At 55.2% G+C, this 26,987-nt stretch carries 25 protein-coding genes, 1 tRNA gene and 3 pseudogenes; 11 read left to right on the top strand and 18 right to left on the bottom strand.

What is annotated here, in order from left to right:
- Positions 1-63 precede the first annotated feature (63 nt).
- Positions 64-2,532 carry an ATP-dependent Clp protease ATP-binding subunit gene (locus tag XM38_RS12500; protein ID WP_080811551.1) on the bottom strand — a complete coding sequence of 823 codons (2,469 nt, stop codon included), beginning with the start codon at positions 2,530-2,532 and terminating at the stop codon, positions 64-66.
- A gap of 481 nt (positions 2,533-3,013) precedes the next feature.
- Between XM38_RS12500 and XM38_RS12495 the strand changes: the two genes are divergently transcribed.
- Entirely contained in the window at positions 3,014-3,316 is a 303-nt protein-coding gene (locus XM38_RS12495) for a hypothetical protein (RefSeq protein ID WP_080811553.1), read from the top strand.
- 195 nt (positions 3,317-3,511) lie between these two features.
- On the opposite strand, the gene XM38_RS12490 is transcribed toward XM38_RS12495, so the two are convergent.
- The 8 genes from XM38_RS12490 to gshB form a co-directional block, all read right to left on the bottom strand.
- Positions 3,512-3,964, bottom strand: a complete 453-nt coding sequence (locus XM38_RS12490) for a hypothetical protein (protein WP_137455097.1) — start codon at positions 3,962-3,964, stop codon at positions 3,512-3,514.
- A gap of 284 nt (positions 3,965-4,248) precedes the next feature.
- Positions 4,249-5,154 carry a hypothetical protein gene (locus tag XM38_RS12485; protein ID WP_088430018.1) on the bottom strand — a complete coding sequence of 302 codons (906 nt, stop codon included), beginning with the start codon at positions 5,152-5,154 and terminating at the stop codon, positions 4,249-4,251.
- 288 nt (positions 5,155-5,442) lie between these two features.
- Complete coding sequence (locus tag XM38_RS12480) at positions 5,443-6,174, bottom strand: anti-sigma factor (protein WP_088430016.1); 732 nt, start codon at positions 6,172-6,174, stop codon at positions 5,443-5,445.
- Positions 6,175-6,228: 54 nt separating this feature from the next.
- Positions 6,229-6,813 carry a sigma-70 family RNA polymerase sigma factor gene (locus XM38_RS12475; RefSeq protein WP_080811562.1) on the bottom strand — a complete coding sequence of 195 codons (585 nt, stop codon included), beginning with the start codon at positions 6,811-6,813 and terminating at the stop codon, positions 6,229-6,231.
- 183 nt (positions 6,814-6,996) lie between these two features.
- Positions 6,997-7,689 (bottom strand): hypothetical protein, encoded by a 693-nt coding sequence (locus XM38_RS12470; protein ID WP_080811563.1) that lies wholly within the window; start codon positions 7,687-7,689, stop codon positions 6,997-6,999.
- Positions 7,690-7,714: 25 nt separating this feature from the next.
- A complete protein-coding gene (locus XM38_RS12465; RefSeq protein ID WP_080811564.1) occupies positions 7,715-8,347 on the bottom strand; it encodes a hypothetical protein in 633 nt (210 codons plus the stop codon).
- A 349-nt stretch (positions 8,348-8,696) separates the two neighbouring features.
- Entirely contained in the window at positions 8,697-10,016 is a 1,320-nt protein-coding gene (locus XM38_RS12460; RefSeq protein ID WP_080811566.1) for a cytosine deaminase, read from the bottom strand.
- 116 nt (positions 10,017-10,132) lie between these two features.
- Complete coding sequence (gshB, locus tag XM38_RS12455; protein ID WP_080811568.1) at positions 10,133-11,104, bottom strand: glutathione synthase; 972 nt, start codon at positions 11,102-11,104, stop codon at positions 10,133-10,135.
- A 312-nt stretch (positions 11,105-11,416) separates the two neighbouring features.
- Here gshB and XM38_RS12450 point away from each other — a divergent pair, with 312 nt between their 5' ends.
- On the top strand, positions 11,417-12,103 hold the full coding sequence (locus XM38_RS12450) for a hypothetical protein (protein ID WP_137455096.1): 687 nt from the start codon (positions 11,417-11,419) through the stop codon (positions 12,101-12,103).
- A gap of 88 nt (positions 12,104-12,191) precedes the next feature.
- Entirely contained in the window at positions 12,192-12,479 is a 288-nt protein-coding gene (locus XM38_RS12445) for a sll1863 family stress response protein (protein ID WP_080811572.1), read from the top strand.
- A gap of 218 nt (positions 12,480-12,697) precedes the next feature.
- On the opposite strand, the gene XM38_RS12440 is transcribed toward XM38_RS12445, so the two are convergent.
- Positions 12,698-12,910 carry a DUF2811 domain-containing protein gene (locus XM38_RS12440; RefSeq protein ID WP_256995601.1) on the bottom strand — a complete coding sequence of 71 codons (213 nt, stop codon included), beginning with the start codon at positions 12,908-12,910 and terminating at the stop codon, positions 12,698-12,700.
- An 891-nt stretch (positions 12,911-13,801) separates the two neighbouring features.
- Here XM38_RS12440 and XM38_RS12435 point away from each other — a divergent pair.
- From XM38_RS12435 to XM38_RS12410, 5 genes and pseudogenes are all read left to right on the top strand, one after another.
- Positions 13,802-15,640, top strand: a complete 1,839-nt coding sequence (locus XM38_RS12435; RefSeq protein WP_088430014.1) for an ABC transporter ATP-binding protein — start codon at positions 13,802-13,804, stop codon at positions 15,638-15,640.
- A 34-nt stretch (positions 15,641-15,674) separates the two neighbouring features.
- Positions 15,675-16,162, top strand: a pseudogene (locus tag XM38_RS28935) (cysteine peptidase family C39 domain-containing protein); the annotation flags it as partial.
- Between the two features lie 190 nt (positions 16,163-16,352).
- Positions 16,353-17,162, top strand: a complete 810-nt coding sequence (locus tag XM38_RS12420; protein ID WP_187329392.1) for a hypothetical protein — start codon at positions 16,353-16,355, stop codon at positions 17,160-17,162.
- Between the two features lie 195 nt (positions 17,163-17,357).
- Complete coding sequence (locus XM38_RS12415; protein ID WP_088430010.1) at positions 17,358-17,618, top strand: hypothetical protein; 261 nt, start codon at positions 17,358-17,360, stop codon at positions 17,616-17,618.
- Between the two features lie 30 nt (positions 17,619-17,648).
- Positions 17,649-18,038 carry a hypothetical protein gene (locus XM38_RS12410; protein WP_088430008.1) on the top strand — a complete coding sequence of 130 codons (390 nt, stop codon included), beginning with the start codon at positions 17,649-17,651 and terminating at the stop codon, positions 18,036-18,038.
- 617 nt (positions 18,039-18,655) lie between these two features.
- Here XM38_RS12410 and XM38_RS12405 read toward each other — a convergent pair.
- Complete coding sequence (locus XM38_RS12405; RefSeq protein ID WP_080813910.1) at positions 18,656-19,417, bottom strand: response regulator transcription factor; 762 nt, start codon at positions 19,415-19,417, stop codon at positions 18,656-18,658.
- Positions 19,418-19,661: 244 nt separating this feature from the next.
- Positions 19,662-19,931 (bottom strand): annotated as a pseudogene (locus XM38_RS12400) (cation:proton antiporter); the annotation flags it as partial.
- 145 nt (positions 19,932-20,076) lie between these two features.
- Between XM38_RS12400 and XM38_RS12395 the strand changes: the two are divergent.
- Positions 20,077-20,586 (top strand): sterol desaturase family protein, encoded by a 510-nt coding sequence (locus XM38_RS12395; protein ID WP_080813906.1) that lies wholly within the window; start codon positions 20,077-20,079, stop codon positions 20,584-20,586.
- A gap of 118 nt (positions 20,587-20,704) precedes the next feature.
- Here the strand turns inward: XM38_RS12395 and XM38_RS12390 are convergent, their stop codons facing one another.
- Positions 20,705-21,508: a Ycf66 family protein gene (locus XM38_RS12390; protein ID WP_080813904.1), complete on the bottom strand. Its 804-nt coding sequence runs from the start codon at positions 21,506-21,508 to the stop codon at positions 20,705-20,707.
- Between the two features lie 166 nt (positions 21,509-21,674).
- The gene (psbX, locus tag XM38_RS12385; protein ID WP_080813902.1) at positions 21,675-21,794 is read right to left on the bottom strand and encodes a photosystem II reaction center X protein; all 120 of its coding nucleotides are present in this window, start codon (positions 21,792-21,794) and stop codon (positions 21,675-21,677) included.
- A gap of 302 nt (positions 21,795-22,096) precedes the next feature.
- Between psbX and XM38_RS12380 the strand changes: the two genes are divergently transcribed.
- Complete coding sequence (locus XM38_RS12380) at positions 22,097-22,381, top strand: YggT family protein (RefSeq protein ID WP_088430006.1); 285 nt, start codon at positions 22,097-22,099, stop codon at positions 22,379-22,381.
- Positions 22,382-22,401: 20 nt separating this feature from the next.
- On the opposite strand, the gene accC is transcribed toward XM38_RS12380, so the two are convergent.
- Complete coding sequence (accC, locus tag XM38_RS12375) at positions 22,402-23,748, bottom strand: acetyl-CoA carboxylase biotin carboxylase subunit (RefSeq protein ID WP_080813917.1); 1,347 nt, start codon at positions 23,746-23,748, stop codon at positions 22,402-22,404.
- 312 nt (positions 23,749-24,060) lie between these two features.
- Here accC and XM38_RS12370 point away from each other — a divergent pair.
- Positions 24,061-24,142: transfer RNA gene (locus XM38_RS12370), tRNA-Leu, on the top strand.
- Positions 24,143-24,161: 19 nt separating this feature from the next.
- On the opposite strand, the pseudogene XM38_RS12365 reads toward XM38_RS12370, so the two are convergent.
- The 3 genes and pseudogenes from XM38_RS12365 to patD all read right to left on the bottom strand — a co-directional run bounded on the left by XM38_RS12365 (position 24,162) and on the right by patD (position 26,794).
- Positions 24,162-25,780 (bottom strand): annotated as a pseudogene (locus tag XM38_RS12365) (dipeptide ABC transporter ATP-binding protein).
- Positions 25,781-25,786: 6 nt separating this feature from the next.
- On the bottom strand, positions 25,787-26,056 hold the full coding sequence (locus tag XM38_RS27005) for a hypothetical protein (RefSeq protein ID WP_225889303.1): 270 nt from the start codon (positions 26,054-26,056) through the stop codon (positions 25,787-25,789).
- 363 nt (positions 26,057-26,419) lie between these two features.
- Entirely contained in the window at positions 26,420-26,794 is a 375-nt protein-coding gene (patD, locus tag XM38_RS12355) for a heterocyst frequency control protein PatD (protein WP_080813899.1), read from the bottom strand.
- Positions 26,795-26,987 lie beyond the last annotated feature (193 nt).

Raw genomic sequence — 26,987 nt, 5'->3', positions numbered from 1 at the left:
CTGACAGAATGCTGATCAGCTTAATAAATTTAGGGGGGCAATGGAAATAGGGGGCGCTGGCTCCTACTGTCTGACTCCGGCTAAGGCCAGTTGACGCTCGGCATAGGCCACCGGGTCACCGTCCTGGATATCCAGCACAGCGGTGTCACCAGCCTGCAGTTTACCCGCCAGGATCGCTTCCGCCAGGGTATCTTCCACTAAGCGGGCAATGGCCCGGCGCATGGGACGAGCCCCATAGCGTTGGTCATAACCTTCCTGGTTCAAGCGCTGGCGGAAGGCAGGGCTAAGGCGCAGTTGAATTTCCCGCTCGGCCAGCCGCTGGGAGACTTCCTCTAACATTAGATCCGCCACCTGGCTGACTTCATCCTGGGTGAGTTGACGGAAGACGATGATCTCATCGATACGGTTGAGCAACTCTGGCCGGAAGTACTGCTTCATCTCTTCGTTGACCATGTTGCGAATGTTGTGGTACCGATTGGTCGCTTCATCGTCACTGGGAGCAAGGTCGAAGCCCAAGCTGTCGCCGCCCTTCTCGATGACTCGCGAGCCAATGTTGGAGGTCATGATCAGCAAGGTATTCTTGAAGCTGACCACGCGGCCTTTGCCATCGGTGAGACGACCGTCTTCCAGCACCTGCAGCAGCATGTTGAAGACCTCGGGATGGGCCTTTTCGATCTCATCCATCAAGATCACGGTGTAGGGCTGTCGCCGTACGGCCTCGGTCAGTTGCCCGCCCTCTTCGTAGCCGACAAATCCCGGCGGCGAGCCAATTAGCTTAGAGACCGTGTGGCCTTCCATGAACTCAGACATATCTAGCCGAGTCATGGCTTCCTCTGAGCCGAAGATAGCGACGGCCAGGGCCTTAGCGAGCTCTGTCTTACCGACGCCGGTAGGTCCCGAGAAGATCAGTCCGGCAATGGGCCGGTTAGGACTAGCCAAGCCAACTCGAGAGCGGCGCACGGAACGAGCCACGGCACTGACGGCTTCCTGTTGACCGATCACCCGCTCGTGTAAGACATCTTCTAGGTGCAGCATGCGGGCCGCTTCCGACTCAGTCATGCGGTTGACAGGAATGCCGGTCCAGGAGGCGACGATTTCGGCAATGTCTTCATCTGTGACCTCTGGCATGGTCAGGGTGACTTGCCCATTGTCGTCAGCCAGCTCTTGCTGTAGATTCTGTTTGCGATCGCGTAATTCCTGGGCTCGAGAAAACTCTTGGCTTTGCACCGCGTCCACCAGCTCTTGCTTAATCTGGCGCAGTTCCTGCTTGACTTCTCGGGAGGGATAGTTGGGCACATGGCGCAACTTCACCCGCGACCCAGCTTCATCAATTAGATCGATGGCCTTATCGGGCAGAAAGCGGTCACTGATGTAGCGATCTGACAACTTCGCTGCCGCTTCCAGGGCCTCATCAGTAAAGGCAATGTGGTGAAACTGCTCATAGCGGCTGCGCAGGCCGGTCAAAATCTCGATCGTTTCCGGCACCGTCGGTGGATTCACCATCACCGATTGGAAGCGACGCTCTAGAGCCGCATCCCGTTCGATGTGCTGGCGGAACTCGTCTAAGGTGGTTGCCCCGATGCACTGTAACTCACCCCGAGCCAGAGCCGGTTTCAGCAGATTGGCAGCGTCCATGCCTCCTTCCAAGGAGCCAGCTCCCACTAGGGTATGAACCTCGTCGATAACCAGGACATAGCTGGGGTCCTCTCGCACTTCCGTCAGAATCTGATTCAGGCGTTCCTCGAAATCGCCACGAAAGCGCGTTCCTGCCACCAATAGACCCATATCCAGGGCGATCACCCGCTTGTTCAACAAGGCTTCGGGCACGTCTTGATTGACGATGCGCTGGGCTAAGCCTTCAGCAATGGCCGTCTTACCAACCCCGGGTTCTCCCACTAGCACCGGGTTATTCTTCGTGCGTCGCCCCAGAATCTGGACAACCCGTTCGATTTCCGTTTGCCGACCCACGACCGGATCTAATTGCCCTTGGGCCGCCATCTCCGTCAAATCGGTGCCGAATTCCCGCAATACGCGACCAGAGTTGCTGCGATCGCTGCGGCGGCGACTCTCCTCTGAACCGCCCACCGGCACAGCAGCGGCTTCCCCAGACTCTCGAATGATGCGAGTGCGGACTTTAGCTGGATCTACGCCCAAGTTACTGAGGACTCGATAAGCTACGCTTTCTTGACTTTGGGTCAAGCTCAGTAGCAGGTGTTCGGGCTCAATGTAGGCTGAATCCAGCTTTCTAGCCTCCTGGAAGGCCTGCTCGAAGATATGCTTGACCTTGGGAGTAAACGGGATTTCAGCCGATGTGCCCCCGCTACCGCGGCCAATGATAGCTTCTACCTCTGTGCGGGCGTCAGACAGGTTAACCCCGAAATCTGCCAGAACTTTGGCAGAGAGACTGGTGCCTTCCTTCAAGATGCCGAGCAGTAGCTGCTCTGTACCAACAAAATTGTGCCGCAGGCGCCGGGCTTCCTCCTGGGCTTGCATGATTACGGCAATGGCGGTGTTGGTGAAGTGTTCAAACATGATAGGTACTCGTTACCAAGGTGCCTGGATGCTTGGAGCTGACGATACAGGGCGGTGCTGTGTAGATAAGGTGCTCACTACACCTAGCTTAAAACCCTGAGCGTTTCCCCAGAAAGTCGAAGAAGGTCTAGCGAAGACCGGTTCAAAGCGCTCCTATCTGTGATAACGTCATCTAGCTTGTGTGACTACATGTACGTAATGTACGTAGTGTGTACGACTACTTTAAGAACAATCAACACAAGTTATCAGTGGGGAGAACCGTAGCCAAAGGGTAGGGTCGTTGAGACTGCTGGCTAAACCCCGTCTCAGCTTCACCCTGTATGTAACGATCCATCCTGAGAGACGTTTACATAATTTAACAGTATTTGCTACGGTAGATACCAAGTCCAGCTCCCAATCTGGAATTTCCCAGCTAAGCCGCCCTGGTTCGGCCTTGGATGGATTTTATTAACACACATCGGGACAGTCGCTCAGGAACGTCATGCGACTGATTCCGACTGAGTTTGCTGTCTTGACTGTGGAGAGCTTACAGATGTTCAATCCGACTCATACCCTTGTATCTCGTCGTCGCCGGTTGCCTGTCGCCTTGGTGCCAGGGGGAGAAGGGTACAAAATCTATACGGAAGCGGAGTGGGGCCAAGATCGCGATCCCGCCTTTGAACTGCATCCTAAGCTCGGAGTCTTCTGCCGAGGAGTGCAGGTGCTAGGTCACCACCTTGAGCCCATCAACAATACTGAGGCGACTGGGCTGGCCACTGAGGCAGAGACACCCACATCCGCTTAGCCGGAATACAGGGTTGCATAGCGGTGAGCTAGTCGGCTTCCTGGGCTTGGCGGTTGATTCTATTAATAGGACAAATAATAGGACAAAGCACGGTCGACTCTAAAGATAGTCTGACCGTGCCTATTGGCTGCTGACCAGCAGGGGAGGATGAAATTGCTTGGACGGCTGGTGTGTTTAGCTTCCCAGATTCGGGCGCTACTGGTTAGCCTGGCAAGTATCTAGAAGCCGGTGATCTAGCTCGCTCAGAGATGAAATGCGATGATAGCCAACTGGATTGGCTGCTGTCCCGGCAACACCGGCAACAAGGGTGCTGCGGTCTTGCAGAGCAACTTCATAATTGAATGCGGTTTGGTCGTAACTATCGATGACAGTCAGCGCCATAGTATCGGCTTGGATCTGCCCCTGAAAGCAATCAAAGGAAGATCGGGGCTGATAAAAGGCACCCACCATCTTGCCGTCCTGTAGCTCAAACACCATGTAGGTGGTGTCATCGCGGTTAGCTTCAGGAACTTGACCATAGAGGTAACGCCCATCCGCCAGGGTAGCGCTGGCGGCCACATGGGCCGGAGCCATGCTAGCCAAGCTCACGGTGAGTAGCAGCGCTGTCGAGAAGAGGGAGGGAGTTTGGGGGGCAGCTGGGCAGTTCATGGCGGTGGGAAAAACGTTGACAGTATTACTATCAACGGCAATCCAGATTATTCCAGTGATGACTCCCCCCATGGCCAGTGATTTTTTCGCGGTGGACTGGTGATTTAGAAACGACTGAACTGTGATCTAGATCAAGTCAGCATCTGGCTAGTGATGCCGGTTGCCTGATCAGGACCGACGATCTGGCTAGGCAGTTGCTGTCTCCATGGCATCTAAGGCCGCGATAGCACGTTAAACCATCGTCAGTCTAAGTAGGTTGACTACCTCGAGCCATCTCCTCCGATTCAGACAGTATGGCGCTGGGTGGTCTTCAGGCCGATTGCCAGGACAACTCCACCAATAAGAGACATGGCGAGGGGTTCAGGTACTGAGGTGGCCTCGTCTTCGACGGCTTGTAGGTTTCCGGCAGCTACCGGAGCCGTAATTCGAAACACTTGGCCGTCTCCTACGGGAATTCCTAGGGGGGCACCACTGCCATTGGCTGTTACTAGGTCGTCGATGGGATCGGAGATGCTGGCTGGAACGGTAAGGCCATGAATGACGATTTCCCGTTGGTCTAAGGCAGTCAGGTTGTTGAACTGACGGGCCTGGTCGGGATCGGTGAGGTCAAATTGGTAGGTGGTATCTAAGGAAAAGGTGTCGCCAGCGGGAAATAGAGCCGCTGGATCAATGGTGCCGTTGCTGGCTAATTCTAGAAATTGAGCCAAGGGAGGCACGCCGCTAGGTGAGGCCGGTAGTTGTTCGCTGGTCAGGTTGAGCACGACAGGACCGTAGGCTGGCCGGCCTTCAATGAAGTTGAGAAATCCGTCGCCGTCGATGTCATCAGCTAGGGTTGGCAGGACGGACTCTACCGCTGTTCCCCCTGCTCCGGTGAAGAAGGGACCATTGCCTTGGTCGAATAGGGGGCGACTGGCGTTACCGCTAAATTGGCCGTGGATGTGGGCGACGTGAATGCCGCCGAAGTCGCTCAGATCTTGTAGGCCGGTGACATCGATCTGGACCCGCAGGGTACGCAGGGTCTCGCTGGGCTGATCTAGGGTGATCTGAGCCGATCCTGAGGCAGTAGAGCCAAAAGCTTCGTTCAGGGGTACGATATCGGCCTTGAATAGGGAAGCGGCGTTGGCGTGAGCGGGGGCAAAGGTGGCGACGGCAACGGCGGCAGTGCCTAATAGAGGCGTTCGGAAATCCATAGGGCTATGCTTGAGTGTCAACAATGGGAGCATTGCCAACCCAGGCTGTTCCTGGAGTGGCAGCTTCCACGTTGATACGAGCGATGGACTGAACTGGATGTCCTGGTGGATATCTCAAAGCTCAGTTGAAACTCAGATGCTAATTGCTGAATTGAGCTTCAGGCCTAGCTTTGAGTCAGGTTGGCGGGTTGCTAAGTATGGCTTTCTTGATACTTGCTTAATCAAAAAGTCTAATTGCTTCATCGCCGCTTTACTGATAGAGGTTGCCACCGAGCCAATCCAACTCAATTATGATTGCCCCTGCAAGACTAGAGGGCCCTGGGGGTTGGGAGGTGCTTGGGTTGACTCTTGGGTGATTAAAAACTGACCTGGAGTAGTCTGACAGGCGGGATCTGGCAAGGACCACTGACTCCAAGCTGCCTCACCAGAAGGATTAAACTGGCCACAATAGATGGGGTTGTCGGTGTCACCTGCCAAGGTCCACAGGCGGTAGGCCTGATCGGTTGGTAGTGATGGCAGATTCTGGGTCGCTATTAGCGCTGACTGTTGGCTGGGGTCAATAATGAGGCGACCCGTGGCGTCGGGAGCATTGTCGGTTCCTGCCAGCAAGTACAGCTGGTTTTCAGGTTGACTGATGCTGGCCAAGATAGCTTGTTGTTGCTGGTTGTCTTGACGCAGTTGATAATTTTCGACGACAACGCTGACAAGGGCGACTGCCGTCAGCGCCCAGCCGCTGAAGCCTACTACTGCCCAGGGACGCCGTCGCTCCTGCCTTGGGGCAGTAGCGGTGGGCTGAATCTCTGCCATAATTCGCTGCCGTAGAGTTGCAGGAGGTGCTTGGGCAGGGAGACCTTGGGGAAGGCTGTGCCAGGTCTCTTGCAGGGCCGTTAACTCCGCTGTGACTTCCGGATACTGGTTCAGCCAATGCTGTACACGGGCTGTTTCCTCAGCATCTAGATCACCCAGCACATATCCCGCTAGGAGGTCTTGCCAATTGTCAGGAAGGGCAGATGAAGTCATGACAGATACCGCCTAGGGCGTAACAGATGTGGACTATAGTTCGGCATCATTCCCTTACCCTTGGTGTAATAGCATGCGCAGCCGCCGTAGTCCCTGGCGGCAACGGGTTTTGACAGTTCCTAGGGGCAGGTTGAGTCGAGCAGCCATTTGAGATTGGCTTAATCCCTCGAAGTAGGCAATTTCCAGCACCTCTCGTTCGGTGGCAGGCAGTTGGGCCAGAGCAGACCGTAGCTGCTGTCCTTGTTCCTGCTGGCTAGCTTGGTCCAAGGGTTGGGTCGGGGGTTGGGAGTTCTTAGCTAGGACCCCACGAAACTGCTGCACAATGCGTCGACGGTTTCCCTGCACCCGCAGCCGGTCCAATGCCCGAGAGCGGGTATAGGTGGCGAGATAGCTGCCCAAACTGCCCCGATCGGGATCATATTTTTGCTGCTGCCAAAGAGTGATAAACACTTCTTGGGTCAGATCTTCAGCTTCCTCAGCATTGCCTAACATCTTCAGGGCCAGGGTATAAACCAGACTGGCATAGCGGTCATAGAGCTTCCCTAAGACCTCTGCCTGGCCAGCATATAGGCGTATCACTAGGGTGCGATCGCAACTAGGATCCGGGGATGTTAGATCGGGAGGCAGAGGCGGCGCCATAGAGTTCTGTTTAGAAATACGATGCGAAGCAGCAGCTCAGATGGCTGAGGGCTGGCGCAGGACAACCCTGCCTCAGGATCATAAAACACCGCCAGGCCCGGCTGGTTCAGTTCTGCCAATCATAAGTGACTTTTTCTATGGAATTGGTATGAGAACTTAGGGATTGATTAATATCCCAGACTATTAATCGTCTAATTGTTGCTCTAGGCTAGCGATATGTGCTCGCAACCGCTGGATTTCTTGCTTTAAGGCTGCTGTCTTTTTCTTTTCTTGACCATAGAGACCTTTGTAGGCTCCAAGGGATTTATTATTGCGACCTAACAGCTCACGCCTTGACTTTTCCTTGGACCAATCTCTTGCATATTTTTCACAGAGCCCAATATACTCATTAACTTGCTTCTGCAGGCTTCTAATCTCATTATCTTTTTGCTTAACTTGAGCTAATAAAGCATCTCTGATATTCTCTAGATGCTCAATTTCTTCTTGAGTCTTTTTGTCTTTTCCAGAAATTTTCCTTAGCTCTATTATTTTGCCCTTCTTTAATCTTGCTATGAGCGCATTATAATATCGTCTTAATTCAATCCTTTGGGTATGATATACTTTACGAGTTGCCTCGTACTTGATCGCGTAAATAACAGCATCCCTAATGCTAGAGTGCTTGAAACTAAGAGTCTTGATTTCAGCTAATAGAGTCTCATAATTGGTTAGTCCATGTCTTAACTCATCACAGGTTGCCTTCAAGTAAGAAATTTCCTTTCCAGTATCGGTACGGCGAAAATAGAGTTTTCCATCTCTTTCATAAGGAGGAAAATCCTCGAGGCGCAGTTTGAATTTTTCAATTAGGACTCTAATTTGACTGGATTGACTAGATTTCATTAAATAAGCTCCTATAACAATTGATTTAGACTAAAAAATATTCACTGGGATTGAGCCCGACTTTTTCACACTTTCGTGTAATATAAGCTCGCATTAGGGAGCTAGAATTTGATTGATTTTTCTGGAAAACAGGACCTGCAAGTTTGTTGTCAGATAAAAGTGTATACAGGTCTAGGTCAGAAGTCTCATGGCGATAAAAGTCATCTTCCAGTGATTTCAATTCAATTTCGATAGCTCGCTCGACTGCATCATAAAATTCTTGGTTGAGACGGGCTTGCTGAGTAATTTTCGCAATCATCAGCAAGCATTCTACCCAAGGCAACTTGTAACGAAAGTCAAAATCTTTGTCTTTTAAAGCAGGAAACTCTCCTCTAAGCTCTTGGAGACTACTGACATGAGCTAATTCGAAAACTTTTGTCCTAATTTCATTAAGCTTGTAACGCTCAGGAAACACATAAACTTCAAAGGGATCAATGGCTTTGATGCGATCCTTCTCGCGATTAAAAATCGCTTGCTCAAGTTGCTGGTATGAAAGATTGAGCCCCAGCAATCGGTGATATTCCTTCTCAAGCACACTTTTTTGGGCATTGAGTCGAATAGTGGTATAGCCGGCTTCCTTATAAGGCTTGATATGTTGTTGCAAAAACCGATAATCCATATCCTATGGCTATAGATGCCTATAGCAACTCTGCAATCCAACTACGGTATGTTAGCTGACTCCACAGCACACCCTTTGATTTAGGGATGTCCACCTAGCACATGCCATTAATATAGCTGGTTAGTTGATAAGGTTTGATGTCTGAGATGCCTATGGCCTTGCCTTAACATCTAGAAGTGCCTGGAATATCCCGATTGACTGACCAAATTCCAATGGCTAACGGCTAAAAGTCACGCCTGAGGTACAGCCTGCCTGCTGAGATCAAGGGTTTTATGGTCATGCGTGTATGTAGACTACCTCCTACCTGGGTGAGTCGGGGAGCTACTTGTTAGAACTGTTAGAACTGGCATCACCCCATCAGAGCATCCAACTCTTGATAGGCTGGTGGACTAGAGTCAATCGCTCTCCCTTGCCGCAATACTAGGCGATCGGCTTGGGGACGGCACAGCAGCTCATTGAAGCTACGGGCTGGAAAGATCACCAAATCGGCGGGAAGGCCAGGGGCGATGCGACCTGCCCGAGGCAGCCCCATAAGATCGGCAGGGGTTTGGGTCACGGCCCGGGGCCAGGCACCTAAGGGCCGATCCAGCTGGCCAATGCGCACAGACTGGGTGAACACCTCTAGACCATCGTGGTCTCCGTAGGCAAAAAATGGATCCCGGCAGTTATCACTAGCGAAGGCCACTGGAACCCCTGCCTGGGCCAACTCCTGCACTAGGGTGATGCCGCGATAGCGAGGGGTGCGACCCGGTCGCCGATGCTGCAGATAGAGATTGCACAGGGGCAGACTGACGATACCAATACCGGCTGCCTTGATCAGGCTAATGGTCTCGGCCGCCTTGGCCTCAGATTGCACCGATAGACTACAGCAGTGACCACAGACCACAGGTTGCTCTAGGGAATAGAGTAAGGCTGCCCGAGCAATGCGGCCCAAGGCATCATCGTCAGGGTTTAGACTCTCATCTACATGAAAATCCAGGGGCAGATGTCGTTCTTGGGCCAGGGTAAAGGCCCGATCAATGAGGGCATCTAGAGCCGGATGAGCGTAAGTCACTCCGCCCAAGATGCCACCTACTTGAGCTACCAGGTCGGCCAGGATGGGGCCATAGTCAGTCTTCAACAGTTCCAGGGGAACCAGGCACACCGCCTGGAGCTCCAGGTTGCCAGCCCATTCCTGCCGCAGGGTCTCGAATACCTCGAAGCTGATCGGCGCTTGGGCTGCAAAGGCATCTAGATGGGTGCGTACTGCCGTGGTGCCATGGGCATAGCTACAACGCAGGCCAAAGCTCATACGCCGGTAGAGATCGTCGGCGTTCCAGTGCACCTGCCGATCTTGCTCTGAGGCCATTAGGGCTTGGTCAAAGGTGCCATCTGAATTACGTTGGCGGGGCCAAATATGCCCTTTATCTAGGTGGGTGTGGATATCGATAAAGCCAGGCCAGATCATGGCCTGGTTCAGGGAAATCGTTGCTTGGGAATCGGCAGCCGTCCCGGCAGGAACGATGGTGGCAATGGCACCGTCTTTGATTTCAAGGTCAGCCGCGACCAGGTCCGGATCTATGGACGGCAAGGAAGGCTCGGCCAGTGCCAGTAAGGACAGAGGGATACGAGCCTGGGTAAGCCAGTAGTGGGACGCAGCTGGTGGCGTGATAAAGGGCTGAATCGGCATTTTGTCAATGGCTGCGGTGAATGGCGCTCTCGTGCCGGTGGCCTAAGCTCCACAGTGCCGAAAGCGGCAACGGCTGAGTTCAGGAAACGGGAATATCACCGATCTATACTCTTGACTCAAGCGGCCTGGCCTGTGGTGGCGATCCAGTCGAGTACTTGCTCTCCTAACCGGGTCTGGTTCAGTCGGTCGATTTCTCGCACGCCGGTGGGGCTGGTGACATTCACTTCGGTGAGATAGCCGCCGATCACGTCGATGCCCACGAAAACGAGGCCATCCCGGCGCAGGATTGGGGCCAGTTGGTCGCAGATTTGGCCCTCTCGCTCGGTGATGTCGGCGGCAGCCACCCGACCGCCTACGGCCATATTGCCGCGAAATTCACTGCCGGAGGGAATCCGGTTCACGGCGCCAATGGGGATGCCATCTAACAAGATAATGCGTTTGTCGCCTGCTTTGGCTGCCGGCAGAAACTGTTGCACCATCACCGGTAATCGCCCCTGGCGAGTGCTGACTTCGACTATGGAGTTAAAGTTGCGATCGCACGTTTCTAAAAACAGAATGCCTTCTCCGGCCTTGCCATCGAGAGGCTTCAGCACCGCTGCCCCCCACCGTTCCACCGCCTCTCGAATCACCGGTTTCTCCCGGCTGACGATGGTGTCGGGGATGGCCTCGGTGAACTGCAGGGCATACATCTTCTCATTGGCAGCTCGCAATCCCCTGGGAGCATTGATCACCCGAGTCTTGCTCGGATCGACATAGTCAAGAATGTAAGTGGTGTAGAGGTAGGGAATGGTCACCGGTGGATCGGTGCGCATGAAAACGGCATCCATCTCTTCTAGGGGGCTGAGCACTGGCTCTCCCAGTCGATACCAGTCTTCGACGGCCACCCAACGGTCCTGGCCCAACTCCACTGGCGTCAGGCTCAGCGGCCGCATCAGGGCCAGGGCCTGACTTTGCACGACGCTGAGGTGGCTGGCTTCGGTAATCCAAACCTGATCTCCTCGAGCCTGGGCCGCTTCCATCAGGGCAACGCTAGTATCGTGCCCCGGATCGAGGCGGTCAATGGGGTCAATGATAAAGGCAATCTTCACGGGCGCTAGGAATAAGGGTGATTAGGCCATTAGATTACTGGAGGAAAACACCTACAGTAAATGTTAGAGCTAACGCCCAGACAACGACGGGGACACGGCGAGCCCCAAGTGACATCTTGGCTGAGCTGCAGACAACTCTGAGTCCTGTCACCGGTATTGGCAGTACACCTATTGGGGGGTGAGGGCATGGTCGGTTGTAGTCTGCAGCACGTAGGTGAAATGAAGTCAGCCCAGAGACTGATTGCAACCCTTGCCATTGTCTATAGGATCGAGCCATGCCTCATGTGTCATATCTGGCAAGGAGATAAGTTTATGCGCGTTATGCGACCACGTCGGGCTTGGTTAGGGGCCTGGCAGATCCTGGGTCTCTCGCTTGCGATCGCAAGTCTATTGGCCAGCTTAGTCTTACCGACAGCGGCCTGGGCCGCCGCCGGAGCGGCGGCGATGGTAGAGTCAACCCCTGCGGTGGCAGTAGATGACACGGCTCAGCCCCAAGGTCAGGAGCAACTGGCCGAGGCCACCGCCGAGGTCAAGGAGCAGGTGGAGGAGACCGCCGCTGAGATCACAGACTCGGTCAAGGCTGGGGCCGAGGATACGGCAGACACAGTAGGGCAGCAGATTGAAACCGGCAAGGTTACTGCTCAAGAGGTGGGCAAACAGCTGCAAGAACAAGCCGAGCAGGCCAAATCTGGCCTGGAGCAGGCCACTGAGCAGGCCCAAGACACGGCCAAAGAAACCGCCAGCGAGGTGAAAGCGAACACCGAAGCAGCGGCCCAGGCGGCCCAGGAGGAGCTGACGGATCGCTCCCAGCAAGTTCAGGAGCAAATCCGGGAGCAGGCTCAGAAAGCCGACCAGAAGGCTGAAGACGTGATAGAAGACACCACCGAAAGGGCTGAGGAAGCTGTCGAAAAAACCACTGATCAAATGAAGCAAGCCGCTGATCAACTAGAAGAGTCATCGGGCGGATTTTTCCAATCTATCCGCAACTGGTTCCAATAGATTCTGAGGACCAGAGGAATACATGACTTCAGTAATGGCAAGGGTAGCCGCCGTTGTCACTCCGTTCGTTTAGTATAGGATTATCCCCATGTCTACGAAAGAATCACTCCAAAAGCAAGCCGAAGCCCAACTAGAAAAGTGGGACGCTCAAATTAGCGAGCTCAAGGCCAAGGCCGATCAAACCACTGCCGACACTAAACTGCAGTACGAACAGCAAATGCAGACCCTGCAGGAGCAGCGTCAGCAGGCCCAGCAAAAACTAGAAGACCTTAAAACTGCTAGCGGCGAGGCCCTCCAGGAAGCCCAAGCCGGGCTCAAGTCGGTGATGAATGATGTTCAGACTACCTTCGACAACATCGCCTCTAAGTTCAAGTAATTCGGTGGCATCAGCCTTCCCCTTACCTCTCCTCTAGTAGGAAGGCGAAGCCATTGATGATAGAGGCTCTCCCTGATCACTGGGGAGGGCCTTGAGTGTTGATGTCGCAGGGATCTCCGCCACCAAGTTTGAGGCGATTACGGGCCAATCAGCCTCCTAGAAGCGGCAGTTAAACGAGTAGCCATGTCCCCAGCTGACTGGCAAACGCTACGGTTGGCCTAAGCAACATAGTCGAATAGGGAATCTAGATAAAAGCGATTGATCTTGCGATCGCAGGTGCCATTTTGCATCAGAAATAGAGATAGGGCGGCGCAGAAGACCCGATGTTGATTCCAGTGGGGACGCGTTTCCAGGTAGTTTTGAAGCGCATCGTAGAGATCCTCGGGAATTTCTGCATGTAGGCTGAGGCGAGGTGTCATCGTTTCTTCCATGGACCAATTCCTCCTAAAGGATTCCTGAGCAGACCATCAGTCGGCAGGCGAAAGCAGCACACCCACCATCACTGGCAAACCTGATCTCCACAGAGGGAAATCCTGGCCAAGGTGGGGCGCTGACAGAGCGCATTTGACAAGGAACAGAGCAGACTACGGCAGATGCAAACCCTCCATCCCCCTAATTAGGCATTTCTCGGAGCCGAAGCTATACCTTGTCAGATACTCTCTTTCGCTGGTCGCATCATTGTGCCCTACTCCCCCTAGCGGCTGTCAATCTAGCCGCAGCGGAGCCCCCCCCGGCTGGGAAAATCCGGTCACGACGGAATCGGTTGTTGAGCGATCCCGAAAGTAACCTGAGCTACAATCGTACTTTAGCGATCCCGCCACTGCCTGTGGATTAGCGATTTCCACAGACTTTCCTTAACCCCTCAATATTGGGTGCTCTCCTGTGGAAAACTCGGTGGATTCTGGGGAAAGTGCTGTAGAAAACCGCCTCGGGATCGCGAAGAAAATCTAAAATTTGTCTCCTTTTACAAACCTTAACCCTGATTGACAATCTCTTGCCGCCACCTGACGGCGCTCAAGCTCGGAGCTGCAGCCCTATCTGGAATGTTGGCCATTCAGCCCTGCCGTCTTTGGCGGACCATCGCGCTGCCAAAGGGCTCAATGCACTGGGCCTATACTGCTAGCTTCTCTGTTGCCCACCGGTTTCTAGGAAGTCCAAACACTGGCACTTGTTCCCGTATCCTGAGGCATTGCTGCGAATGCGTTACAGTATGTAGTGCTTGGCACAGTTTGACCGCTGCCTGGGCAGCAGCCCCAGTAGCTTAGCGTCACGCCTAGGCCTTTCATGCCGCCATGCGACACGACCCTCGTCTGCTCCCCGTTATGTCTTCCGCTGCCCCCTTGCCCCAGTCGTTTGACCAAAGCCGCCCCAACAGTGATTGGCGGCTATTTTTGCGGCTGTGGCCCTACATCTACCAACGGCGGCGACAAATGCTGTTGCCCCTACTGCTACTGATTCCCCTGTCGGTAGCCAATGCCCTGCAGCCGATCCTGATTGGCCAAGCCATCTCTCTGATTCGCCAGGAACCCGTAGCTTGGTTTCTGGAAGGGCGCACCCTCCAGGGGGGCCTAAATCTAGTCGTCGGCTTGTTGCTGGGCACAGTGGCCGTGCGCCTGGCCCTAGACGGCTGGCAGAGCTACACGGTGCAGCGGGTAGGACAGCACATCACTGCCCACATCCGCAATGACCTCTTCACCCATGTCACCTCCCTGGCCGTGCGCTTCTTCGACCGCAGCCCCGTCGGCAAGCTGATTACTCGCCTCACTAGCGACGTCGACGCCCTAGGTGATGTGTTCTCCACCGGGGCAGTAGGCATTATCAGCGATATCTTTTCCCTGCTGGTGCTGGCCGTGGCCATGCTGATGCTGCAGTGGCAACTCGGGCTCATGCTGATCGCCATGTTGCTGCCCGTGGCCTGGCTGATCATCTACTTTCAACAGCAGTATCGCAAAGCCAACTACAAGGCTCGGGAAAAACTCTCCGAACTCAATGCCACCCTGCAGGAAAATATTGCTGGCATTGATGTGGTGCAGCTGTTTCGGCGGGAACGCTTCAATGCCGAACTGTTTCGCCGCACCAACCAGAGTTACATCCGAGCCGTCGATAAGACCATCTTCCACGACTCTGCCGTCTCCTCTACCCTGGAGTGGATTTCTCTGGTGGCTATTGGTGGGGTGCTGTGGTTAGGCGGCTTACTGGTCATGCAAGACACCCTTACCTTTGGTACCCTGGCCTCCTTTATTCTGTTTGCTCAGCGCCTATTCGACCCTCTCCGTCAGTTTGCCGACAAGTTCACGGCCATTCAGGCCGGCTTTACTGCCATCGAACGCATCACTGACCTGTTTATGGTGCCGGTGGAAATTCGCGACCCAGACCCTCATAGCCAAGCCTCTCTGCCCTCGGCATCGCCGCCTCCACAGACGTCCCCACCGCCGGCGGAAATTTGCTTTGACCATGTTTGGTTCAGCTATAAGCCCGAGGAGTATGTGCTGCAAGATCTGCACTTCACCATTCGGCCTGGGGAGAAAGTCGCCCTGGTGGGGCCTACCGGCGCCGGCAAAAGTTCGATCATTCGACTCCTTTGCCGCCTCTACGATGTCACCCGAGGTCAAATCCTGCTAGATGGCATCAATATTCGCCATCTACCCCAGAGCGACCTGCGTCGCCGCATGGCGGTGATTCTGCAGGATGGCTTCCTCTTCGCTGGCGACATTAAAAGCAATATCACCCTAGGAGAAGACTATTCCTTAGACCAGGTGAAAGCAGCGGCCGAGAAAACCAACGTGGCCCAGTTCATCGAACGGCTGCCCCAGGGGTACGATACGGTGCTGCGAGAGCGGGGCACCAACCTCTCTGGGGGCCAAAAACAACTGCTGGCCTTTGCCCGCGCCGCCATTCGCGATCCTGGCATTTTGATTTTGGATGAGGCAACAGCCAACCTAGATGTGGGCACCGAAGCCCTGATCCAATCAGCCCTAGAGCAGTTGCTCGTGGGCCGTACCGCCATTATCATCGCCCACCGCCTATCTACCATTCGCCATGTCGATCGCATCTTGGTGCTGAAGCAGGGGCAATTGATTGAAACGGGTAGCCACGAAGAGTTGCTGCGCCAGGAAGGGCTCTACGCCAGCCTCTATCGCTTGCAAATGTTAGAGCAGTAAACAAAAAAAGCCCCAGACGAAGCACCGCTCTAGCCGGGTCAAGACCCCTACCATCTTGCAGATGGAAGCGGTGGAATGTGGGGCGGCGGCCTTGGCCATCATCCTGGGTTACTACGGTAAACCGTGCCCTTAGCCGAGCTGCGCCAAGCCTGTGGGGTCTCTCGGGGCGGGGTGACGGCGGCCAGTGTGCTGACGGCCATCGTGGTCGGCTTCGCTGGGATCAATGTAGTGCTGCTGCAGTGGATCGCTCGCCACCGGGTGGATGCCAACTTGCGGTTGGCCCAGGACGCTGGCAAGGCTGCTGGGGTTGCGATCGCAGGGTTGCAAAATATGGAAACCCTGAAGGCCTCCGGCCTGGAATCCGACTTTTTCGGCCGCTGGGCCGGCTACTACACCAAATCCATCAATGTTCAGCAAGGTCTGGGCCTGACCAATCAAGTGTTGGGCATTCTACCGCCGCTGCTCTCCACCCTGACCAACCTGGCCTTGCTGGTGGTCGGGGGCTGGCGGGTCATCAATGGCAGCTCGGGTGGTGCAGCGCGGCACCCATCAGAGCCTCTGGCAGCAGGACGGCCACTATGGACGCTTGATTCGCCGCGAGGAAGGCCCATGACTCTCACCCCGATCGCCCAGTCCTATCCCCGTATCATTACTGCCAATCAACCACTGCTGTTGACGGATCCCGCCACTGGCTGGCATGCAGTCTGGTCGGATGGCCATCTTCGCGGTGCCTATGGCCCAGGAAGAGCCAGTGGGAGAACGGCGGTTTCTGTTTACGGTAGGGCCAGCAGAGGCGTTGTTTGGGGCCAGGGTCTGTGAAACCACTGGATTGGGGTTGCTCGCAGTGGCATTAGAACCGGTTGCGATCGCATCTTTTCCCCTGCAGGAAACCGACGAAACCGGCTGTCCAACCGACCCCCTGAGGCAGCTGATCGATCCCTGGATTCACCATCTCGGTCAAATCGATGGCCTGGCTAAACCGGCCCAGAGTGGCATCGTTCCCGACATTCACTACATCTCCCTCACCTCTGGCCAGGTGTGCCGTGCTGCCACCGGAGAGGTAGCCTGGGTGCGGATGCAACAGGGCATAGCCTCCTGGATGGGCAACCCCGCCTTTCCTCTGACGGCAGAGCTAGGCTGTTTTCCCTTGGGGGATGGCATGTTTCTGCAGGCCCAGGATCACCTAGAATTCTTCATTCGCCCTACCACCGAAGTCAGGCATCGCAAAATTCTAATTCGGGGGCTAGCCCAACTCCATCGCTATGTCTTCAGTACCTTGGCGCTGATCCAGACCCGTGACCAACGCCTGAGCCTGAAACGATTCCAGCAGCGGCAGCGCCTCAACCAGTCTGTCACCGAAACCGTCGTACGAACCCTGACCGGAGTACTGGACCCGGATGACCTGTCTCAGGACATCGAATCTCCCCTATTGGCGGCGGCGGGAGCAGTGGGCAAGGCCCTGGGAGTGGCCATTCACCGCCGGCCCCCTCAGAAAACACCACTCGCACCAAAGACCCCCTAGACGCCATGCCCGGCCTCTCAGTTGCGACTGCGACGAGTATTGCTGCGGGCCAGTGGGTGGCGCCAAGACAGTGGCCCCTGGTGGCCTACACCCAGGATGACCATCATCCCGTAGCCCTACTACCAGTCCGGGCAACCGCTACGAATTATTCGATCCCTGGGACAGCGAACAGCGTCGCTGCCCCAGCGCCAGCTAGTGACGGCAGCCCTAGCTCAAACCCTCGATCCGACCGCCTTTGTCTTCTATCGTCCCTTGCCAGGGGATGACTCGAATGCCCTCTCGCTACTGACATTTGCCTGCCGCGGTCAGAGTCGGGACTGGCTGATGATTGGGCTAACTGGGGTTGCCGCCACCCTAATCGGCATGGTGGTGCCCCAGGCGACTGCCGTGCTAGTCGATACCGTGGTGCCCTACGGCGATCGCACCCTGCTAGTGCAGCTAGGCTTGGCCTATTAGCGGCGGCTCTAGGGGGGGGCCAGCTTTCGCTTGAGCCAGGCCATTGCCACCCTACGGGTGGAGACCGGTTCCGACATGGCGCTGCAAGCCGCCGTCTGGGACCGATTGCTGACCCTGCGCATGGCCTTCTATCGTCAGTTTGCCAGCGGCGACCTCAACTCCCGCGTTTCCAGCATCACCGCCATCCGTCGCAAACTCAGTGGCTCCGCCCTGCAAGGCCTCTTTGCCGGGATCTTTTCCCTGTTAAATCTGGGATTGCTCGTCTACTACAGCCCACCCCCTAGCCCTGATTGCCCTGGGGGTGGCGTACGACGTCAATTGGGCGTGGTGTTACAGACCAGTCGCCTCAGCGCCGGTCCATCTTTGAAAACCTGCCGGGGGCGCTCTAATTTCCCTGGAAGCAGCCTGGGACGCCGCTGAGAAGGCGGGGCTGGCCGAGGATATCCGGGCCATGCCCATGCAGATGCACACGGTGGTGAGTGAAGGGGGCTGATCCAGCGCCAAATGGCCTGACTGGCCAACGCTATATAGGCGCAAAAAAATCCCGGCCAATGGCCAGGACGAGGGTGAGAGAGTCGATGACGCTAGCAGGGAATCACATGGTCGCTCGTCGATCCGGCAACATCCACCAGAGGGCTGGTACTAGCAATGCGAACGAGAAAGAAAGGGTGAGGCAGAGCCAGAGGCCTTGAACTTGTTGGGGGGTCATGGGGAAGCTCCTTGGGTGCATGAATACATCATGACGTTGGCAACAACAATGGGGGGTGATATCCATCCTGCCAAGGTCGTGATTTCATCGTTCCCTGGCCGTGATGCTGAGTTGCCATCGCCGTGACAGATGTTTACCTCTACCCTGATCGGCATCACACTAAAAGCATAGACGGGATGACCACGGCGGCGTAGTTCTAGAATCACGTCTGATCCTAGACGGTTCTCCACAGTCAACCCAGTCGTGGCTTTTCCCCAGGTGCGGCCCCAGAGCCAGCGGGGCAGATCGATTATTCCATCCCACCTATGCTGGGCAGCTTTAAAGTCGCCTAGCCCAGCCGATAACCAAATCCCCGCACTGTCTTCAGGTACTGTGGATTGCTAGGGTCTGCTTCTAACTTCTCGCGAATCCAGCGGATATGCACATCCACCGTCTTGTTATCGCCCATGAAGTCATGGCCCCAAACCTGATCGATGATTTGATCTCGAGACCAAACTCGGCGAGGTTGGCTCATGAACAGTTCTAGGATGCGAAACTCTTTCGGCGACAGATTCACTTCCTGGCGACCGATGAAGACACGGCATTCCCTCGGGTGCAGGGCAATTTCCTGAAAGCGTAGCACCGGCTCCGATTCTTGATGGCAGCTCCCTTGGTGTCGCCGCAACAGGGCTCGACAACGGGCGATGAGCTCCCGCATGCCAAAGGGCTTAGTTAAATAGTCATCGGCACCAATCTCAAGCCCCACCACCCGATCTGTCTCAGTGCCCTTAGCACTAAGAATCAAAATGGGGATATCCAAACCCTGGTGCCGTACCAAGCGACACAGATCAAGCCCATTCATACCCGGTAGCATCAAGTCTAGGATAACCAGGTTAATCTCTGGAACAGCTGCTCGCGAGCCATTGGCACTACCCCCGAGCATATCAAGAGCTGTAAGCCCATCCTCCGCAATTAAAATCTCAAAGCCTTCTTCAGCTAGGGCCAATCCTACGGTGTCACGAATCAGCGCTTCGTCTTCAACAATGAGAACTCGCCCCAAGCCGACCCGCAGATTCGGCTGAAACTGAGCAGAGAGTTCCAGCGAAGTCATAGATTCAACTCAAAATCTTACACAGTTATATTACCGCTTAACGTTGGGACATCCCCACGGTCTCCATCTAAAAAGATCCTAAATTAGGACGGAAATTAGGCCGGAGAGCGGCGGACAGACAAGCAAGTAGCGTGTCCCTATGGGGCTGGAATCACGCCTGTTTCTCTCGTGAATGCTCAGCTCATGACGCTAAGTCCTGGAGTTATGACGCTCCGCTTTCATTCGTAGGATGCGCGGCGGTTTTGCTCAACGGCAGGCTAACCGCCAGGGCCATCGCCAGGGACCCCTTGACATTTCCCATAATCAAAACGTGCTGCCAACGCAGGGGCAGCGGTCGATCGATGACACGTACCACATAAGGAATGCGCAGTTGACGGGTGACCAAGGCCACAGCTGTTGCGACCAACAGCAAGATAATCAGCGTGCTAACTAACCCAGTGAACTCACCTGAGTCTGTCGGCAGGGCAGAATTCACAGCGGATGCAGTCGTTAAAACGAGGGCCAAGGTCGCCATGCTGTCATACCTGTAACGGACTGCTAAACGCGATAAAGCGTAGGGCAACCGCCGATAATCACCCAGCCTAAACCAAACATTAAATCATTTTTAACATGTGCCTGTTATGGTGGCGGCGAGGTGTGAGGAATAGGTTATTCTACCTATGGTTAGCATTGTCCTAACTGCGTTTTTACTATTGTTGCTGGGAGATTTCGTCGGTACCTTTGGCTATCATGTGCCGGGCCATGTCTTTGGCAAATTTCATGCCATTGTTCACCACAGTCCCAACCGCAGCTTCATCCGTTATGCTATCCATCATCGCCGCCCCATTGCCTTGATTGATGGATTCCTGGGAGCATTCCCCTATTTGATGTTCATTCCTTGGTTGTGGTCTCTATCTCCTGTAGGAGTGCTGCTAGGGTTAGCAGTAGCGGAGTTACATGTCATCTGGCGACATCAGTTTGCTCTTGACTACCAAACCCCCCCCGCTATCCAGCAGATCTGCCGGGTATGCGGCATCACTACTCCAGAACGCCACTGGCAACATCATCGAGATGCTCGCAAAGCGTATGGCGATATCTTTGCGTTCTTTGGCCCTCCGGCCCGTTGGTGGCTGAGTCAGTTAATGGCGTTGAAACGCGCTTTGAGGCGGCGTCCTTGGAAGAGGGTGTAGTGCCTACGCTGTAAATTAGAGTGGCAAACGTTGTCCCAGTGTCCTTGCTAAATGGCAATAAAGCCTATATTAGGAGTGCAATAGGCTGAGGAGTTGGATAACGAGAGAAAAATTAGGATCAATAGCCGTAGTCAGCCGGCCGATCTATGTCTTCATCGGAATAGTCAACCGGTCGATAGTCCACATAATCAGAGGCTCCATCTCCGGAGCGCTCTGGCCGATAGGTGCGTCCAGCTTTAGGAGGGCGACCATAGGCGTCTTCCGAGCGGCCATAGACATCTTCTGAGCGGCTTGGACGAGGGCCATCGGGGCGACGGGGGCGGCGAGAGGGGGGCTCATCATCCCAGCGAGAAGGAGGGACATCGTTGCCCATGGACTCGCTGCGAGCATCGCTAATCCGGCCATCGGGGCGAGGGCGGCGGCGGCGAATCCGGTCGCTGCTGGGGTTAAGCCGACTGACTGAGCTACGACTACTCGGCGCTGGCCGGCGCCGATAGTCCTCTTCGTAATCATCCTCCATGTCGTCGCGAGAGCCACGAATCCGGCGAGTATTGACACGCTCGTTCACCTGCTCCCAGTCATCTAGCTCCGCCCGATAGACGCGGCTGACGGGTCGCTCATCGTCAACAACTGGAGTCCGCCGCTTGGCTTGCTCCGTAGCCAGTCCCCGCATCCGAATGCTCTCTACAGCAAAGAAAATGGCCGAGCCCACCATTAACAACTGGCCAAACTGCAAGATTGGATCCAGTCGCCAGCCGTTGAAGAAGAGAATTCCCCCGGCTCCTAGGGCAACGGCGGCAAAGAAAACATCATGGTCACGGGCTAGATTGGGCCGAAACGACCGCAAAAAATATAGCCCAGCCCCAGATACCGCCAGGACAATGCCCATCAAGCTGGCAAAGGAGAAGCCAATATTGACCATTGCAGACCTACTACTCTAGCTAGCGCCTAAATTCTAACGCTGGTCTTGAGAGACCTTCAAATCGCGTCGATACAGAGTAAACAACAGAGTAAACACAAAGAGGGGCGCATCCTGGATGCGTCCCCCAACCCTAACAGATTTGAGTGAATAGCGGCAGGGCCATTCCTCAAGAGCGCTGAATTTTATCCCGCTGACTGATGAAGACAAGAGCAGCAGTGATGGGAACCACTAAAATGATGGTTCCCCAAAACAGGCTCCACAGGAAGTTAGCAAGAGAAGGTGTCATGATCTTAAAGGAGTACTCTTAACAAAAACAATTGCAACTTATTTTACTGACTTAAAGGACATTTGAACAGTCTGAGCCAGATCTTGAACATCGGTCGACGAGGACTCCAGTCTAGAGAAATTCTGAAATTCTGGGGATTTTGCCTGGGCCCAGGAGTTGATGCTACCGACAGGCATCCCTGATCCGCCCTAATTCCCTAACTGGCCTCAGGAATGACTATGACAACGAGTTACCAAGACATCGGGGGGGCGGGGGTATGATGAGAGTAGATCATGTAGAACTGTTAAGGATAGGGAGATCCCATGAGCCCAGCCACTGTTGCCAGTTGGATGCTTGGTCCTCTGTTGGGTCTGATGACTCTGTTATTTATTTTCCGGATCGTCCTGACCTGGTATCCCCAAGTGGACTTGAATCGGTTCCCCTACAATCTGGTGGCCTGGCCAACGGAACCTTTCTTAATTCCGGTCCGCAAGGTTGTCCCTCCCATTGGTGGCGTCGATATCTCGCCGATCATCTGGGTAGGGATCGTCACCCTACTGCGGGAGTTACTGGTCGGGCAGCAAGGATTGTTACGCCTGGTGGGATAACTCTCAGCCGGCTGCCTGCGCTAGGATTCCAGCATCTGGTTGACGAAGTTGGTATAGACATCGCCGCGAATAAAGTCGGGTTGCTCTAGCACCTGCTGGTGAAACCCGATGGTGGTGGGTAAGCCGGTGATGGCAAATTCCCGCAGGGCTCGTTTAGCCCGCCTGATGGCAGTGGGTCGGTCGGGTCCCCAGACGATTAACTTACCCACTAAGGAATCGTAGTAGGGGGGAATTTCATAGTCGGTGTACACGTGGGAATCCACTCGCACCCCCAATCCTCCGGGGGGTAAATAACCATTGATGCGACCGGGATGGGGGCGGAAATTATGGTCGGGATCTTCGGCATTGATGCGGCACTCGATGGCATGGCCGCGCAGGGTGACTTCTTTCTGGGTGAAGGATAGGGGCTCTCCTTGAGCCACGCGAATCTGCTCGGCAATCAGGTCGAGGCCTGTGACCATTTCAGTGACGGGGTGTTCCACCTGGATCCGGGTGTTCATTTCCATGAAGTAAAAATCCCCTTTAGCATCCAGCAGGAATTCAATGGTGCCGGCCCCTACGTAGTTAATGGCCTGGGCCGCCCGCACGGCGGCATTCCCCATGCGCTGGCGGAGTTCCGGGGTGAGGGCGGGACTGGGGGATTCTTCCAGGAGTTTTTGGTGCCGCCGCTGAATGGAACAATCCCGTTCTCCCAAATGGACGACGTTGCCATAGCTGTCGGCTAGAATTTGAAATTCTATGTGGCGGGGGCGTTCGATAAATTTTTCTAGATAGACGCCAGGATCGCCAAAGGCGGCCTCTGCTTCCCCTTGGGCGGCCAAGAAAAGCTTGCTGAGGGTGCTGTCATCTTGCACCAGACGCATGCCACGGCCACCGCCACCGGCGGTAGCTTTGATCATGACGGGATAACCAATGGAGTTTGCGATCGCAAAGGCCTCGCGCTCATCCGTCAGCAGCCCCTCACTGCCGGGCACGATAGGCACATCCACCTGCTGCATGGTTTCCTTAGCGGTAGACTTATCCCCCATGGCCCGCATTACCTCTGGCGTCGGGCCGATAAAGGTGATCTTGTGGTCAGCGCAAATTTCAGCAAAGCGTGCGTTCTCCGCCAAGAACCCATAGCCGGGATGGATGGCGCTGGCATTGCGGGTAAAGGCTGCCGCAATGATGTTGGGGATATTTAGATAACTCTTGCTGCTGGGAGATTCTCCAATGCAGACGGCTTCATCGGCCAGCTGTACATGCAGCGCATGGCGATCGACAGTAGAGTGCACCGCCACGGTAGCAATGCCCATCTCTTCACAGGTTCTGAGAATGCGAAGAGCGATTTCCCCGCGATTGGCGATCAATATCTTGGAAAAGCGCATCAGATCGAATCGGGTCCTTTGATACAGATTGGTAGCCCACAGCACCACTGGGGAACCGTCCCTATGAAACGCCGGTCGCAGGGCAAAGCAGAAAGGCTGTTCCAGGGGAAGACGCCGGGACTCTACCATGGATGACGGTAGCTCATCCTACCACGGGGCTACTCCTTAGCCCTGCCGGGGCGGTGGCGGCGCCGTCCAGAAAAATTTTCCGTGGCAAAGGGGCGATTATGATCTATTGTTAGAAATCGATACGCTATGACTGGTGCCTATCTCAGGTAGCGATAGGGATATACTGCGCGGCGGATGTGGCATGCGGATGTGGTGGAATTGGTAGACACGCACGCTTGAGGGGCGTGTGGCGATAGCCTTGCGAGTTCGAGTCTCGCCATCCGCATAGTTCTCTAGATAGTTCTCTAGGCGACCTTGGCCAGCAAGGGAGCAGCCTGTAACAGGGTCTGGGTGTAGGGATGCTGGGGCTGATTGAAGATTTGCTGGGTGGGGCCAATTTCTACGAGTTTGCCGGCCTGCATGACGGCGATGCGATCGCACAAAAACTTAGCCACCCAGAGGTCATGGGTAATAAACAAATAGGTCAGGTCAAACTCCTGCTTCAACTCCAGCATCAGCTGTAGCACCTGGGCCTGCACAGTGGCATCCAGCATGCTCACGGGTTCATCGCAGATGAGCAATTTGGGGCGGGTAATCAAGGCCCGGGCGATGGCTACCCGCTGTTGTTGGCCCCCGGAGAGATCACCCGGATAGCGGTGGACATAGTCCTGGGTGGGGATCAGGCCCACCCGCTCTAGCATGGCGCGGCCATGGGCTGCCGCCTCCTGAGCACTGGCTAGCCCATGAATCAAAAGGGGATCGATGATTCCCCGACCCACCGTCATCATCGGATTCAAGCAGGCACGGGGATCCTGAAAAATCATCTGCAAATGTCGCCGCTGGGGCAACAGCTCCGCGGTCGATAGCTGACTCAGATCTTGGCCCCGGAAGTCCACCCGTCCTGCCGTGGGCCGCACCAATTGCAGAATACTGCGGCATAGGGTGCTTTTACCACAACCCGACTCCCCCACCAGTCCCAGAATTTCCCCCGGATAAAGGTCAAAAGAAACGCCATCTACTGCCTTGATCACCTGGTTGTGCTGCCCACCTAGACAACGGGCCAGCAGAGTTTGCTCCAGGGTGTAGTGCTGGGTCAGATCGTGTACCTGTAATAGGGGATCCCGGTCGGTCTCTGAGGCGGCATTGCCCGGCGCCCGTTGCAAATGCAGAGCCGATTCTACCAGGGTGCGGCTGTAGTCATGCTGGGGCTGGTACAACACCTGCTGAGCCTGCCCCATTTCCACCAGCTGGCCGTCGTACATGACCGCGATGCGATCGCAATACTCCGCCACCAGTGATAGATCATGGGAAATTAGCATCAGGGCCGTCGAAAATTCCTGGCACAATCGGGTGAGTTCCTGCAAGATCTGTGCCGCCACTGTGACATCCAGGCTGGTTGTCGGCTCATCGGCCACAATCAGCCCTAGGCTCTAACAACAACGCCAGGGCAATGGCCACCCGTTGCCGCATGCCGCCACTGAATTCATGGGGATACTGGCTCCAACGGCTGGCCGGGATGCTAACCGCCTCCAACACCTGAAGCGCCCGTTGTTTGGCCGCCGCGCCGGATAGATTGGCACGATGGGCCCGCAGGGTCTCCAAGCAGTGATCCCCAATGGTCAATCAGCGGATCCAGCCGTGTCATCGGGTCTTGAAATACCAGGGCAATGGCCTCCCCCCGAAACTGCCGCAACCGCTGGGGCGTAAATTCCAGCACGGCCTCGCCATTGAACCAGACCTCTCCTTGCACCTGGCTCTGGGGGGGCAGCAGTCGCAAGGCGGCCCGTCCCAACGTGCTCTTACCGCAGCCCGACTCCCCTACCAACCCCAGCTTCTCTCCGGCAGCCAAGGTCAATGAGACGCCATCAACGGCCCAGCGCTCTTGACCAGGATAGGCCACCCGCACATGGCTGAGTTCAAACACCAAGGCTCACTCCTCAAAGCGTCGCATCAAATAGGCCACGCCAAAATCCCCGTTGGGATGTTGCTCCAGCCGATCAGCCAACTCAAAGATCTGAGCAGCTAACTCTGGCCCCATTTTCTCCCGCAGGGCCTGACGCTCTCGATCAGCTTGCTCTAAGGCCCGCATTTGGGCTTGCCAATCCCCAGAAAAAATATCCTCAATATGGGTGTCCAGCCCCAGCCGTTGTAATACGTCCCACTCGCCGCGATCGCACCAGATCCCTCGCAGTTGGGGCACCGCTCTACAAAAAACATTCCATCCTGCAAATTCACCCGGCCTCGCACCATATAGTGACGACAGGCCGGGCACAGGGCCGCCCGACTATCAAAGGGGGCCGGTTGAAACTGAACGTCTTGGGCCGTGGGTAATCGCTCGGGCAAGGTTGGAATCGAAGCTGGCTGTTGTTGCTGCCAGGTGCGATAGGTATCTTTAGCAATCCAGGCTCCACCACAACTCTCACAGCAGTAAGCTTTCAAGTCTGTAGAGAGGGGGCCTGCAACCAGGTCAACCTGACCCTCTTTGGGACATTGATACAAGCCGTTGCTCCTCGCCAGTTATTCTTAACCATTAAACCATTGAGCTGCTCTGTTTCTAGCCCAATTACGGCTTTTCCTGGGCTAGGGTCTGCTGTAACCCCTGACAAAATTGCTCCAGCGTCCGGATGCGATCGCCCATTTGGGCCTGCCGCTGCTGTACCGTCTGAGGCTGCCGGGCCGCCTGCAAGAACGCCACATCCATACCCAACAACCGCAAATGACGGTTCACCTCCGTCTGCAGCGATCGCAACGGCACCTCCACCGCCGTAGTTAACTCTGTCTGTTCTACTAGGGCCAGAAACGCCTGAAACTGCTGCTGAGTCGTCAGGAACAGTGCCTGTAGGTGGCGACCATCCGGATTCGCCTGGCGACTCTGCTGGTGTAGCACGGTTAACTGCTGAGCAAACTGATCCAGCGCCTGGGATAAGGAAGACGTCATAGTTGATCAAATTAAGGACACAGCTACACCTATAACACTGGCGTGATTCGGGATACTCGTTTCTCCAGTCCCCTCTGCTGGCTGATGGTCAAGGGTGAGCCTGGGTGCTGAGCGGCATGCCCTTGAGTACGGCTGTATCCATTTGTGAAACGACCAGTCAATTCCTGGGGTTTCGTCCATAATCGATTAAGCT

The sequence above is a fragment of the Halomicronema hongdechloris C2206 genome (genome assembly GCF_002075285.3).
Classification (GTDB): Bacteria; Cyanobacteriota; Cyanobacteriia; order Phormidesmidales; family Phormidesmidaceae; genus Halomicronema_B; species Halomicronema_B hongdechloris.
Note: the sequence above shows the minus strand (reverse complement) of the source record. Positions and strands in the feature narration are given on the sequence as shown.